We start from the raw sequence: 12637 nt of genomic DNA, 5'->3' as shown, positions 1-12637 counted from the left end.
GAATCATTCCATATTAATCCATGACGGATTTGAAATCCGTTTACATAGGGTTTTCTTGGTATGAGCGCGGCTGTTTCCATCATCGTCCCCTGTTATAATGTAGCTCCTTATCTGGATAAATGCATGGAAAGCCTAACTCTCCAGACGCTGGGGGACCTTGAGATCATTTGCGTGAATGACGGTTCCGGGGACGATACCCCAGCCATCCTGCGCGCATGGGCTGAAAGGGATGGCCGCATCCGGGTGGTGGACCGGGAAAACGGCGGTCTTTCTGCGGCGCGCAATACCGGCATGGCCCTGGCTGGCGGGGAATATATCGGCTTTGTGGACCCGGATGATTACGTAGAACACTCCATGTATGGGCGCCTGCTGGAAAAAGCCCGCAGGAGTGATGCGGATGTGACGGCCTGCGGCTATACCGGTTTTTCCGACCGTGACGGTTCCATACTGGAAAAATGGAGCCTGTCACCGGAAGAAGGAGTGGAAGAGAATGTACAGGCATGCGTTTTTCAGGAAAATGCCGTATGGAGAAGGATGGCCGCCGTGGCATGGAACAAGCTTTACAAGAGGGAATTCCTGGAAAGGAACGGCCTCCGCTTTGAGCCCCGCTTCAGGCAGGGGGAGGACGATGCCTTCTGGCTGATGGTGCTGGCCCACGCCTCCCGTCTGGCGGTCATTCCGGACCGGCTCTATTGGTACCGCCGCCAGAGAGAAGGGGCTATTTCCCTGCCATGGGAGGAAGAAGGTTGTCCGCTGCCTCTTGTGGCGGACCGCCTTCTATATGCCACGGCGTACTGGAAAAAATGCGGCTGGCTGGAATCCGGCCTGGAACGCGGCTGGGTTCTGCACGCCCTGTGGTACTACCTGCTGGTGCATCTGGTGCCGGCGCACAAGCCGCTTCCGCGCCTGAATGCGGAGGAATGGACCCGGCTGCACGGAAAATTCCGGGAATGGTTCTCCCTGGTGGGAGGGGCGGACCGGTTGCGGGGCCTGGACAAATGGGAAACGTCCTTCTGCCGCCTGCTGGAACAGCCTGCGGAACGTCCCGGCTGGCTGCGCCGCCGCTGGTGGAAGCGTCTTTCCCTCCGCAGGGGGCGCCGAGGGCGCTATTCCGCTCTTCGCTTGCTCCTGGCTTCCGCCGGAGAAAAAAACCATTCCTGACGCCCCATGTCCGTTTCCATCGTCGTTCCCTGTTATAACGTAGCTCCGTATGTGGAGGAGTGCCTGGAAAGCCTGGTGAACCAGAGCTTGCAGGACCTTGAAATCATCTGTGTGAACGACGGTTCCACGGACGCTACCCCGGCGCTTCTGGATGCGTGGGCGCGGAGGGATGGCCGCATCCGCGTCATTCACCGTGAAAATGGAGGGCAGGCCTCCGCGCGCAACGTCGGGATGGATACGGCTGCGGGTGAATATGTGGGCTTTGTGGACCCGGACGACTATGTGGAGCATGCCATGTATGCCCGTCTGGTGGAGGAATCCCGCAGGCATGGCGCGGACGTCACGGCTTGCGGTTACACCAGTTTTTCCGACGGTGACGGTTCCGTGCTGGAGGAATTGAGCTGGTCCCCCGCTGCGGGCGTGGAAAAGGAAGTGCAGTCAAGTATGGCCCGCGCGGGTTCCGTTTGGGAGCGGATGGACGTGGTGACGTGCAACAAACTGTACCGGAGGGATTTTCTGAACCGGCACGGCCTGCGTTTTGAAACCTCGTTCCGGTCCATGGAGGACGACGTGTTATGGCTGATGGCGCTGGCTCATGCCTCCTGCCTGGCCGTCATTCCGGACCGTCTGTACTGGTACCGCCGCCGGAGGCGCGGTTCCGTCTCCCAGATGCTGGAAGAACAGGACCGCCCCCTTCTGCTGGTGGCGGAACGCCTGCTGCATGCCACGGCGTACTGGAAAAAATGCGGCTGGCTGGAATCCGGCCTGGAGCGCGGCTGGGTACTCCGGGCTCTGAGGCATTATCTTCTGGTCCGGCTGCTGAATCCGGGGCAGCCCCTGCCGCAGTTGAGTGAAGAGGAATGGGGGCGCCTGCGCGGCAAATGCCGGGAATGGTTTGCCCTGGCGGGGGAAGCGGAGGCGTTCCGGACTCTCGGCAAATGGGACTTTGCGCTGTGCCGGATGCTGGCTTCTCCGCCGGAACATCCCGGCTTCCTGTCCCGTGCGTGGTGGAAGCTTCTCTCCCGCTGCCGCGGACGGCGGGGACGTTACTACAGGCTTAAAGGGAAGCTTTCCTCTTGCGGCGGTGGGAAATAGCTTCCCGGCGGACTGGTTCTTAACATTCTGCGCATCGTTGGGGCTTGCGGGAACGCCCGTGTTGAAGTAAGGTAGCCGTTGCGGGAAAAGGCGCGGGCATCATGAATCATGGTTTCCGCTGGTTTTTCCCATGAAAAACTGAATGATACTCCCGATTTCTCTATGGATGGTACTGTTTCCATTATTTTGCCCTGCTACAACGTTGCTCCTTATCTGGATGAATGCCTGGAAAGCCTGGTCCGGCAGACCTGGGAAGACCTGGAAATCATCTGCGTCAACGACGGCTCCACGGACGATACGCCGGACGTGCTGCGCGGATGGGCTGAAAAGGACGCCCGCATCCGGGTGATTCACCAGGAAAACGAGGGCGCCTTTTCCGCGCGCAATGCGGGGCTGGATGCGGCGGCGGGTGAATACATCGGCTTTGTGGATCCGGATGATTACGTGGATACCTCCATGTATGCCCGGCTGGTGGAAACCGCGCAGCGGCATGGTGCGGAGGTGGCGGCCTGCGGATATACCTCCTTTTCCGAAGAAGACGGCACGGTGATGGAAGACGCCGGGCACGCGCCGGAACCCGGATTTGAACCTGATGCCAAAAAATCCTGTTTCAGCGGTGAGTCCGTGTGGCTCCGGATGGACGTGGTGGTATGGAACAAGGTGTACAGGCGTTCCTTTTTTGAAGAAAACGGCCTGCGCATGAAACCGGGGTTTCGCGGCGGGGAAGATGACATTTTCTGGCTGACGGCGCTTCCCCACGCCTCTCGTCTGGCGGTCATTCCGGATCAATTATACTTTTACCGCAGGAAAAGGGCCGGATCCCTTTCCGACGTTTGGGACCGGGACGGATGGTTTTACTCCATGAACATGGACCGTCTGGAATATGTGACGGCCTACTGGGAAAAAATCGGCTGGCTGGAATCTGCCGTCAGGCAGGGCTGGCTGGCCCATATCATGAAGCGTTATCTGCTGGCTCACGTCACCTCTGCAGAGGAAATCTTCCGGCGGCTGGATGAAGAGGAACGCAGGGAACTGGCGGCGCGTTACCGCAAATGGTTGAAAGGCGTGGAAATCGGGCCCGGCTTTGCAGGCCTGAACAAGTGGGACCGCGCGTTCTGCCGCCTGCTGGGTGCGGAACCGGTAAAGCTCGGTCCCGGCGCTCGTCTTCACAGTACCCTGATGTCGGCATGCAGCGGAAGAAAAGGGCGGTACCACCGTCTTAAGCTCCTGTTATCCGGATTATCATGAAAACCGCCGTTTCCGTCATTGTCCCCTGTTACAACGTAGCGCCCTACGTGGACGAATGCATGTCCGGCCTGGCGGAGCAGACGCTGGATCCCATGGAAATCATCTGCGTGGATGACGGCTCCACGGACGGGACGCTGGAGCTTCTGTACAGGTGGCGGGAAAAAGACAATCGCCTCCGGGTTATCAGCCAGTCCAACGCCGGAGTGTCCGCGGCCCGGAATGCCGGGCTGGATGCCGCGGAGGGAAAATACGTGGGCTTTGTGGACCCGGATGACCGGGTGGACCGGAGGATGTTCTCGCGCCTGCTTGGCGCCGCTGAAAAGAATGATGCGGACGTCGTGGTGTGCGGTTGCCGGGAATTCGTGGAAAAAGACGGTGTGGCCGTCCATGAGGGCGGCTGGTCCCCGGATGATGAATTTTATCCGGAGGAACGGGTGGAGCAATTCCGCCGCGGTTCCGCCTGGTGCCGGTGCGTGGGTCCCGTGTACAACAAACTGGTTCGCAGAAGCCTGGTGGAAGAACATTCCCTCCGTTTTGTGGTGGGCTTGAAGGAAGGGGAGGATCTGGCCTTCCTGCTGATGCTGCTGCCCTTCGCACCCCGGCTCCGGACCCTGTCGGACCGTTTTTACCATTACCGCAGGGAACGTCCCGGCTCCGCCACGTATGGACGGGACTTGCTGCTGGGCGACTTCCGCATGGACCTGCTGGGCATGGACCGGGTGGCCCGTTTCTGGCAGCGGCACGGCCTGCTGGATTCCCCCGCCGTCTTCGGGCTGGTGGACTACTACATGGAATTCATCCGCAGGCACTTCATCATGAAAGAAGGGGCCTTCTTCAAGGCGTCGCCGGAAGACCGGGAAACCCTCCTGTCCGGGTGGAAAAAATGGCTGGAACTGGTGGGCGCGGAGAAAGCCCTCTCCCGGCTGGACCGGTGGGACCAGGCGTTCTGCCGCCTTCTGCTGGACTACCCCCTCCAGGGCAATTTCTTTTCTTCCCTGCGTGCCCGCCTGATGTCATCCCGCAAAGGACGCCGGGGGGCTTATTATACCCTGAAAAGGCACCTGGCGAGGTGAGATGGAAAACCCTTCTTCCCTCGGTTTTTTGGTATGGTATGAGACCGTGAAGGAGCCGGAATGCTTTCCGGAATCCTACAGGCCCGTGTAGCACATCTGCTCCTTGAGCTGGGCTACCTGGAGGTCTTCTCCCAGGTATTCCCCGATGCAGTAGCCGAAGAGCATGGCGGCTCCGGGGCCGTTGGCGGTGAGCATGTTGCCGTCCAGAACCACGTTTTCATCCTTGACGATGTGGGCTCCGGCTTCGTTGAGTTCCCGGTAGACGTCCTGGGCCGGGTAGGCCGTGACATTCTTGTCCTTGACCAGGCCGGCTTTCGCCAGGACGATGGGGGCGGCGCAGATGGCGGCCACCAGCTTGCCCGCGGCATGCATCTTCTTGACCAGATGGATGACTTCCGGCGTATCACGGAGCACCCAGGCGCCTGCGCCGCCGGGCAGGATCAGGGCGTCCAGCTTGTCCGCATGGAGCTTGTCCAGCATGGTGTCCGTGGTGACGGTCACGTCATGGGTGCTGACCACCTTGTCAGACTGCACGCCGGCCAGCTGCACGTCAAAGTTCAGGCGGCGCAGGATGTCCAGCGGGGCCATGAGTTCTATTTCTTCAAATCCGGGGGCGGCAAGAATGGCGACTTTTTTCATGGTTAATGAGACAAGGGGAGGGAATGGAACGTTCAAGGAAAAGGGGGCAGGATGCCGGCAGCCCTACAGGAGAAGCAGGACCGGATTTTCCAGCAGCGTCTTGAATTCGGCGGCAATTCTGGACGCCTTGCATTCCGGCAGGATGTTGGCGTTCACGTACAGGGTGACGGGCAGGATGAGCTTGGACACGGGGCGTCCCGCTTCTATGCCCGTTTTCGGCGTGGTGCCGCCGATGCTGATGATGCTGTGGGGCATTTCCGGGAGCACGGTGCGCTGGGCTTCCACGTTCACGCCGCTGTCGCACAGCAGGATGTTGGGCGTGATGCTGCCCGCGGGGGGCGGCCCTGCCGCGGGGGCGGCCAGCCGTTCCATGGCGATGTTGTAAATCGTCTTGCCGGAGGCGTTTTCAATAAAGACGTATTTTTCCCCCTTGTCCAGCACCATGAGCAGTTCTGCGGCGGAGTCTCCCGCCAGCCATTCCGGCTCGCTGATGCACGCTTTCACCGCGGCGCGCACCACGTAGTCAAAGAGGCTGTAGCGGCCGCCGATGAGTTTTTCGCACTGGACGGCGATGGGCGTGCTGATGGCGGCCAGGTAGGCCATGTTCGCCTCCAGGGAGTACAGGTAGAAATTATCCACGCGCGTGGCGTGGCGCGTGTCCCGGGGCGCCAGCGGGGTCTGCACCCGGCGGGCGGGGCCGTCTGCGGGGCGTATGGAGGCGCGCACGTCCGCGGCCATGATCTTGCCGCGTGGTCCGGTGCCGCGCAGGGTTCCGGCGTTCAGCCCGGCTTCCGCGGCCAGCCTGGCGGCCAGCGGGCTGCATTTGACGGGCGGGCAAGGAGGGCAGTCACAGGAGGCGGCGCCGAATTCCGACTGAAGCAGCGCAATGGGAGCGCCCACCGCGGCGGAACCGCCTTCCGGCACCAGGATTTCCATCAGGGTTCCGTCCTCGCATGCCTGGAGTTCCACGTGGGCCTTGTCCGTCTCGATGTCGGCCAGATGGTCGCCGACTTCTACGAAGTCTCCTATCTTTTTGACCCATCTCAGGACGATTCCTTCGTGCATGGAGTCGGACAGGCGGGGCATTTCAATGGTAATAGCCATGGAGGTGAATGTTGAACGTTGGAATACGGTAAGAGGGGGATGGCGCGCCGGAAGGGTTTCCGTCCCGTCCGGCGCGCGGGCGCGCGGTTACGCGCTGTATTTTTCCACGCCGTCGATGAACACCTTGCAGGTGTTGAAGTCATCGTCCAGCAGAACCATGTCCGCCGTGAAGCCGGGGGCGATTTTGCCCAGGTCTTCCAGGCCCAGGGACTGCGCCTGGTTCCAGGAGGTGGCCTTCACCAGGTCGCTGAGGGGCTTGCCGGTCAGGCGGTGCACGTTTTTCAGGCCGTGGGCGTATTTGAGGGTGCTGCCGGCCAGCGCGCCGGATTCCTGCAGGCGCGCCACGCCGTCCTTCACGATGATGGGCAGGCCGCCCAGGTCTCCGGGGCCGTCCGGCATCCAGGAGCAGGCCAGGGAATCCGTAATCATCATCATCTGGTCCGTTTCCTTGTTCTTGAACACGGTCTTGAGCATGTCCGCGCAGAGGTGGATGGTGTCGCAGATGATTTCAATCTTGATTTCCCTGTCCAGCAGGCCGGAGCCCACCAGGCCGATTTCACGGTGGTGCAGGGGGGACATCTGGTTGCAGTAGTGGGTCAGGTGCACCAGGCCCGCGGATTTCGCCTTGTTGAAGTCCGCATGGGTGGCCGCGCTGTGCCCGGCGGAGCAGCGGATGCCGCTGGCCGTAGCTTTTTCAATGAATTCCACGGCTCCGGGCATTTCCGGCGCCAGGGAGACCAGCAGAACCTTGGCGATGGAGTTCAGGTTGGCTACTTCATCATAGTCCGGCTGGCGGACAAAGGCGGGATTCTGCGCGCCGCAGCACTTGGGATTGATGAACGGCCCTTCCAGATGGATGCCGGGCGTCTTGGCGAATTCCTGGTTCTTCATGTATTCCGCCACGGAGGCGCACACGTCTTCCAGCACCTTGGGAGACAGGGTGAGGGTGGTCGGCAGCCAGGAGGTGACGCCTTCCTTCATCTTGCATTCCGCAATGGTGCGGAGGCTTTCCAGCTTGGCGTCGCAGGTGTCGCAGCCGCCGGCGCCGTGGCTGTGGATGTCAATGAAACCGGGAAGGAGCATGCGGCCTTCCGCATCCACCACCTTGTCTGCGGCGGGGAGTTCGCTCCCGGCGGGATAGACGGCGGTGATGGTCTTGCCTTCGATTTCCACGGCAGCCCCGGGCAGGTCAATGCCGGGGGAGATGATGCGTGCGTTTTTAATGAGTGTTTTCATAAAAATGAATGGTTGGTGGATGGATTTTTAGAGTCGCTTGATGATGAATACGGGGTTGTTTCACGCCGTTTTTCTGGAAATGACGAGCCACGACCATTTGCGGCAGCGGGGACAGCGGGCAAAGTTCCTTTTCCTGCCTGCCGATTTGTAAAGGATGCCGTATTTCCCGAAGGGTTCCTCCAGGCCGCAGCGGTTGCAGCGGATGGTCCATCCGGGCGCTTTTTTTTCCCATTTGGCGACGTTCTCCGGCGTGGCCTCCACTTTCTGCGGAGTGAAGACCTGGTTGATGAACCGCCTGAGAATATTCATGCCGTTGATTGCTCCCGGTTTATTTGGCGGCGTCCAGCGCCTTGTTCCACTGGGCCACGCGGGCGGCTTCCGCCTTCAGCACGGCGGCCGCGGCGTTCTTGTCCAGAATGCGGATGTCCTTGATCTTGTCTCCCCGGACGATGGAGTTGACGATGGCCTGGCCTTTCAGCACCTTCCCGAAGACCGTATGGCGGCCGTCCAGATGAGGCGTGGCAACGTGGGTGATGAAGAATTGGGAGCCGTTGGTGCCGGGTCCCGCGTTCGCCATGGAAAGCACGCCGGGGCCATCATGCTTGAGGTCCGGGGAAAACTCGTCTTCAAAGCTGTAGCCGGGGCCTCCCATGCCCGTGCCGGTGGGGTCGCCGCCCTGGATCATGAAGTCCGGAATCACGCGGTGGAAGGAGATTCCCTTGTAGTAGCCCCTGTTGATGAGGTTCAGGAAATTGGCTACGGTGACGGGCGCCTTGGAGGGGTAAAGGGCCAGTTCAATGTCCCCCTTGGTGGTGGAGATGACGATATTGACGTCTTTGAGGCTGGCGGTGGATGCTGCAGAGGCGGTGAAGCCCGCCAGGGCGCACAGGGAGCACAACAGAAGGGTAAGATACTTTTTCATGGCTTCTTGTTTTCCCCCCTATGTTGCCCGAATAAAAGCGGGTTTGCAAGTAAATCGCGCGCCCTGACGGGAGAATGGCGCAGGGTGCGCGGAAGGAGGGAAAGGTTTTTCTTTAAAAGGAGGATTTTTAAAGATTACTGCCTGATTGCCAGTACATTTTATCTTGCGCCCGGCGCCACGCGGGAAAAACGGAAGATCACCCACGCCATGCCGAGGCTCAGGATTCCCATGACGACGAATTGCCAGGAGGGGGGAATCACCAGCATCATGGCGTATTGGAATCCGACGGCCATCAGTCCCAGCACGCAGTCCACCAGGTTGCCGGCGGCAATCATGTCCCCGCGCTTGTCGTTGTCCGCCCGGTCCTGGAAGAAGGCGTTCAGCGGCACCAGGAACAGTGCGGCGGAGATGCCCGCCGCCATCAGCAGGGCATAAAAGACCGTGGAAGTCATGGAGACCGTAGAGAGGGCCACGCAGCTCAGCGCCATCAGCGCGCCTCCCGCCACGGAGACGTTCATCCGGATGTGGCGGCGGCAGATCAGGGAGGCCAGGATGCCCCCCAGCACGGTTCCTCCGCTCATCCAGGCCATCAGCACGGCTCCCACGGAGCTGAAATCGTCGCTGCCGCCGGAGATTTCCTTGGCCATCTGGATGGTCATCAGCATGATCGTGCCGCCGAAGAACCAGAAGTAGCCGATGCCCATCTCGCTGACGCGCAGGTTGCGGTTTTTCCACAGCTTGCCCAGTTGGTGGAAGTGTTCGTAAAACAGGGACCAGGAGAAGGGCCGGAAACCCTCCGGAGCGTACCGGGGCAGGTAGAAGCTGGAAATCGCCACGGGAACGGCCATCAGCAGGAACACCAGGCAGGGGAAGGAGGCGGCATACCAGCCGTCGTTGAGGCCGGAGGGTTTCAGCCAGGCGTCAAACCACTGGAAGAAGCCTTCCCCCAGCCAGTGGTGCCAGACGGTATCCGTGGAAGGCTCCAGCAGGTAGCGGAACCAGACGAAAACGCCGATCTGGCCGATGAGCAGGCTGAGGATGGAAGCCATTTCCACAATGCCGCTGGCGAACCCCATGCGGGAGGTGCCCACGATGTCCTTGACGATGCCCTTCTTGGACGGGCTGAAGATGGTGGCCTGCACGGCAAAGACGCAGAACCACAGGATGGCCCCGTCCAGGTTATGGGTACGCAGGCTCCAGTACATGCCCGCCAGCACGCAGATCTGGAGCAGCGCCATGGACTGGATGATGCGCGCCTTGCAGAAACGGTCCGAGAGCCAGCCGACGAACGGGGAAAACAGGATGAAGGGCAGCACGATGATGGCCCCAAGCGGGTATTCCAGGTCTCCCTGCGTGCCGTACAGCCAGACGCCCAGGGGAATGAGCAGGAATTGCGCCCCCTTTTCATTAAAGGAATTCTGCGCCTGGATCAGCACGAGTCGCCAGAAGGCTCCCCATGGAACCTTGCCGGCGTTTCCGGGCGTATGGGGGCTGGGGTTCATGAAATTACAGGTTGGGCTCCTCCGCTTTTTCCAGTCCGGAGCCGCGGAACAGGCACAGCACGCCGATGACGGCCACGAGCAGGACGCTGCAGACCAGGGAAGCTTCATAACTGAACCCGCACATTTCCGGGCTGGAGAACAGGTACTGGAGCACCACCAGGCTCAGGAAGGCGGCGGGAACGGCGGCCGTCCAGCAGCAGCGGTTTTTGCTGCGCAGGTAAATGGAGACGGCCCAGAGGGTGGCGGCGGCCAGGAGCTGGTTGGCCCAGCCGAAGTACTGCCAGATGATGGCGTAGTCTATGCTGCTTACGGCAATGGCTGCGGCAAAGAGGGGGATGGCGATCATCAGGCGGCGGCTCAGTTGCTCCTGGTTCAGCTTGAAGCAATCCGCAATCATCAGGCGCGTGACCCGCAGGGCGCCGTCCCCCGTGCTGATGGGGAGGATGACCACGCCGACCATGACCAGGATGGAGCCGACGTGGCCCATCCAGGATTCGGAAATCATCTGGATGGCCAGCGCCGGGGCCTTTCCGTTGGCGGTAGCCGCTCCCAGGGCTTCCGGGGTGCCGTAGAAGGTCAGCGCGGCGGCCGCCCATATGAAGGCGATGATTCCTTCCGTAATCATGGCTCCGCCGAAGACGGGCAGTCCTTCCTGCTCCGTTTTCAGGCAGCGCGCCATCAGCGGGGACTGCGTGGCGTGGAAGCCGCTCACCGCTCCGCAGGCGATGGTGATGAACATCACGGGGAAGAGCGGGAAATCCGCCGGGTGGCGGTTATGGAAGAAGTCCAGGTCCGGGAGCACTTCCATAGAAGGAATGTGCATCCAGTACGGCATGAATTCCGCAAAGGGAGCCAGGAGCATCACGCCCAGAATGCCCACGACCATGATGATCAGGGCGACGGAGAAAAGGGGATACACCTTTCCCATGATGGCTTGGATGGGAAGGATGGTCGCCAGAAAGTAGTAGCCGAAGATGATCCACACCCATGCAGAAACGCTCCAGCCCGTCATGGGGGCCAGGATGGCGGCGGGGCCCACGGCGAAGACGACGCCCACCAGCACGCTGAACACGATGCAGACGGCGCGGCTGATCCACTGGGCCTGGCTGCCCAGGTAGCGGCCCAGGATTTCCGGCAGGTTTTCCCCCTTGTGGCGCAGGGAAATCATGCCGGAAAAGTAATCGTGCACCATTCCGCCGAAGATGCAGCCGATGACGATCCACAGGAGCGCGGCCGGCCCGTACAGCACGCCCATGACGGCGCCGAAGATAGGGCCCAGCCCCGCAATGTTCAGCAACTGAATCAGGAACACGCGCCAGCGCGGCATCACCACGTAATCCACGCCGTCCGTGCAGGCCACGGCGGGAGTCTGCCGCGAGGCGTCCGGCCGGAAAATCTTTTCCAGCACCCGCCCGTAGGTGAAATAACCGGCCGCCAGGATCAATATCCCCAGAATGAAGTAGCAGTAACCGTTCATGTTGGAAAAAGGTCCAGCCATCTCATGGACAGGCTGTCCGTTCGGGGAACTTAACTGTTCTCCTCTCTTCTGGCAAGCCGTTAGTGAAAGAGAAAAAAATACGGAACGGATTGCCAATCCGAAGTCAACAATAAATGATAAAAACAAGATGTTTAGGAAGATAAACGCCCAGGGGCGTTTTCTGATGAGAGTTTCTTTTTTGGGAATTTTAAATCGTTGTAAAATTCCTAATGCCAGATTTTTATGCATAAAAATGGCACATCGGATTTCTTTTTCGGATTGGCAATCCGCTAAGGGATAAAGGTTGCTTTCATCCAACCTCTCCTAGTTATGAAGAAATCATTGATAATCATTGCCTCCCTGACTTTTGGAACAGCAGTTTCCCAGGCTGCGGTGTTGTGTTCCACTACTTTTAACCGGACCGGCACTTCCCTGGATACCGTCACGGTGAACACGACATCCGATGTAGGGCTCACTTCCTCCACCTCGATCAGTTCTGACGATTTCAGCAAGAGCACCTCGGGCAATGACCTCCTGGCCTCAGGTTCCATTCCGGCCTCCGTGTTTTCTCCCAATGCCAATGTGGGAGGCGCCGGAAACAATACATGGAGCGTTTCCTTCACATTCACCAATACCGGTTCCCACGACATGCTGATATCTTCCATTGACTTGTCCATGGTCGGGTTCACGGGTGCGGGGGCTGCCCAGAATGGCGGTGGCGGTATAGCCAATAATGGTTATGTGGGCGGATATGAAGGCAATTTCAACAAACCTGTCGATATGACTCTCTCCATTGACGGGCAGCCGGACCAGACGCTGACCTATAACGGTTCCACCGCCGCCAATGGTTCCACCGGCGCATGGACCGGCATTCATACGGGAAGCCACACGTACGATGATTTTCTGCTGAAAGCCGGGGAATCCCTGACCATCACCATCACGGCTTCCAATAACAGCGCTTATAACAAGGGCTGCTTTGCCGGGCTTTCGGGAATTCAGATTAACGGTGATTTGGTGGTTCCCGAACCTGCCACGGCCTCCCTGGGTCTTCTGGGGCTGGCTGCGCTGATGATGCGCCGCCGCAGACTTTAAGTCCATGCTCCTGAAACATTTGATCAAGCCGTCCGTTTTTTGAAATTGGCGGCTTTTTTATTTTCAGTTAGCAGAATCTAACACTTTT

Annotated in this window: 13 protein-coding genes; 6 read left to right on the top strand and 7 right to left on the bottom strand. The window is 59.8% G+C overall.

Annotated features, from left to right (window positions below):
* Positions 1 to 60: 60 nt before the first annotated feature.
* The 4 genes from P8A25_RS12225 (at position 61) to P8A25_RS12210 (ending at position 4577) form a co-directional block, all read left to right on the top strand.
* Positions 61 to 1161 carry a glycosyltransferase gene (locus P8A25_RS12225; RefSeq protein WP_102721111.1) on the top strand — a complete coding sequence of 367 codons (1101 nt, stop codon included), beginning with the start codon at positions 61 to 63 and terminating at the stop codon, positions 1159 to 1161.
* Positions 1162 to 1167: 6 nt separating this feature from the next.
* Positions 1168 to 2256: a glycosyltransferase family 2 protein gene (locus P8A25_RS12220; protein WP_102721112.1), complete on the top strand. Its 1089-nt coding sequence runs from the start codon at positions 1168 to 1170 to the stop codon at positions 2254 to 2256.
* Positions 2257 to 2418: 162 nt separating this feature from the next.
* Positions 2419 to 3504, top strand: a complete 1086-nt coding sequence (locus P8A25_RS12215; protein WP_180973307.1) for a glycosyltransferase — start codon at positions 2419 to 2421, stop codon at positions 3502 to 3504.
* Positions 3501 to 4577, top strand: coding sequence for a glycosyltransferase (locus P8A25_RS12210; RefSeq protein ID WP_215442404.1), 1077 nt, complete (start codon positions 3501 to 3503; stop codon positions 4575 to 4577). The genes P8A25_RS12215 and P8A25_RS12210 overlap by 4 nt, the downstream gene beginning before the upstream one ends.
* A gap of 75 nt (positions 4578 to 4652) precedes the next feature.
* On the opposite strand, the gene P8A25_RS12205 is transcribed toward P8A25_RS12210, so the two are convergent.
* The 7 genes from P8A25_RS12205 to P8A25_RS12175 all read right to left on the bottom strand — a co-directional run bounded on the left by P8A25_RS12205 (position 4653) and on the right by P8A25_RS12175 (position 11457).
* Positions 4653 to 5216: a DJ-1 family glyoxalase III gene (locus tag P8A25_RS12205; protein ID WP_102721115.1), complete on the bottom strand. Its 564-nt coding sequence runs from the start codon at positions 5214 to 5216 to the stop codon at positions 4653 to 4655.
* Between the two features lie 63 nt (positions 5217 to 5279).
* Positions 5280 to 6320, bottom strand: a complete 1041-nt coding sequence (locus tag P8A25_RS12200; RefSeq protein WP_102721116.1) for a biotin/lipoyl-containing protein — start codon at positions 6318 to 6320, stop codon at positions 5280 to 5282.
* A gap of 87 nt (positions 6321 to 6407) precedes the next feature.
* Positions 6408 to 7556 carry an N-acetylglucosamine-6-phosphate deacetylase gene (gene nagA, locus P8A25_RS12195; RefSeq protein WP_102721117.1) on the bottom strand — a complete coding sequence of 383 codons (1149 nt, stop codon included), beginning with the start codon at positions 7554 to 7556 and terminating at the stop codon, positions 6408 to 6410.
* Positions 7557 to 7616: 60 nt separating this feature from the next.
* Positions 7617 to 7865, bottom strand: coding sequence for a hypothetical protein (locus P8A25_RS12190; protein ID WP_102721118.1), 249 nt, complete (start codon positions 7863 to 7865; stop codon positions 7617 to 7619).
* Between the two features lie 19 nt (positions 7866 to 7884).
* Positions 7885 to 8478 (bottom strand): peptidylprolyl isomerase, encoded by a 594-nt coding sequence (locus tag P8A25_RS12185; protein ID WP_022396922.1) that lies wholly within the window; start codon positions 8476 to 8478, stop codon positions 7885 to 7887.
* Between the two features lie 158 nt (positions 8479 to 8636).
* Entirely contained in the window at positions 8637 to 9980 is a 1344-nt protein-coding gene (locus tag P8A25_RS12180) for an MFS transporter (RefSeq protein ID WP_180975213.1), read from the bottom strand.
* Positions 9981 to 9984: 4 nt separating this feature from the next.
* Positions 9985 to 11457 (bottom strand): carbon starvation CstA family protein, encoded by a 1473-nt coding sequence (locus P8A25_RS12175; RefSeq protein ID WP_215442403.1) that lies wholly within the window; start codon positions 11455 to 11457, stop codon positions 9985 to 9987.
* Here P8A25_RS12175 and P8A25_RS12170 point away from each other — a divergent pair.
* Both P8A25_RS12170 and P8A25_RS12165 read left to right on the top strand, forming a co-directional pair.
* Positions 11456 to 11758 (top strand): hypothetical protein, encoded by a 303-nt coding sequence (locus P8A25_RS12170; protein ID WP_404838711.1) that lies wholly within the window; start codon positions 11456 to 11458, stop codon positions 11756 to 11758. The genes P8A25_RS12175 and P8A25_RS12170 overlap by 2 nt on opposite strands.
* A gap of 29 nt (positions 11759 to 11787) precedes the next feature.
* Entirely contained in the window at positions 11788 to 12549 is a 762-nt protein-coding gene (locus tag P8A25_RS12165; RefSeq protein WP_022396919.1) for a PEP-CTERM sorting domain-containing protein, read from the top strand.
* The last annotated feature ends 88 nt before the right edge of the window (positions 12550 to 12637 follow it).

It is taken from the genome of Akkermansia sp. BCRC 18949 (assembly GCF_045011645.1).
GTDB lineage: Bacteria > Verrucomicrobiota > Verrucomicrobiia > Verrucomicrobiales > Akkermansiaceae > Akkermansia > Akkermansia massiliensis.
Note: the sequence above shows the minus strand (reverse complement) of the source record. Positions and strands in the feature narration are given on the sequence as shown.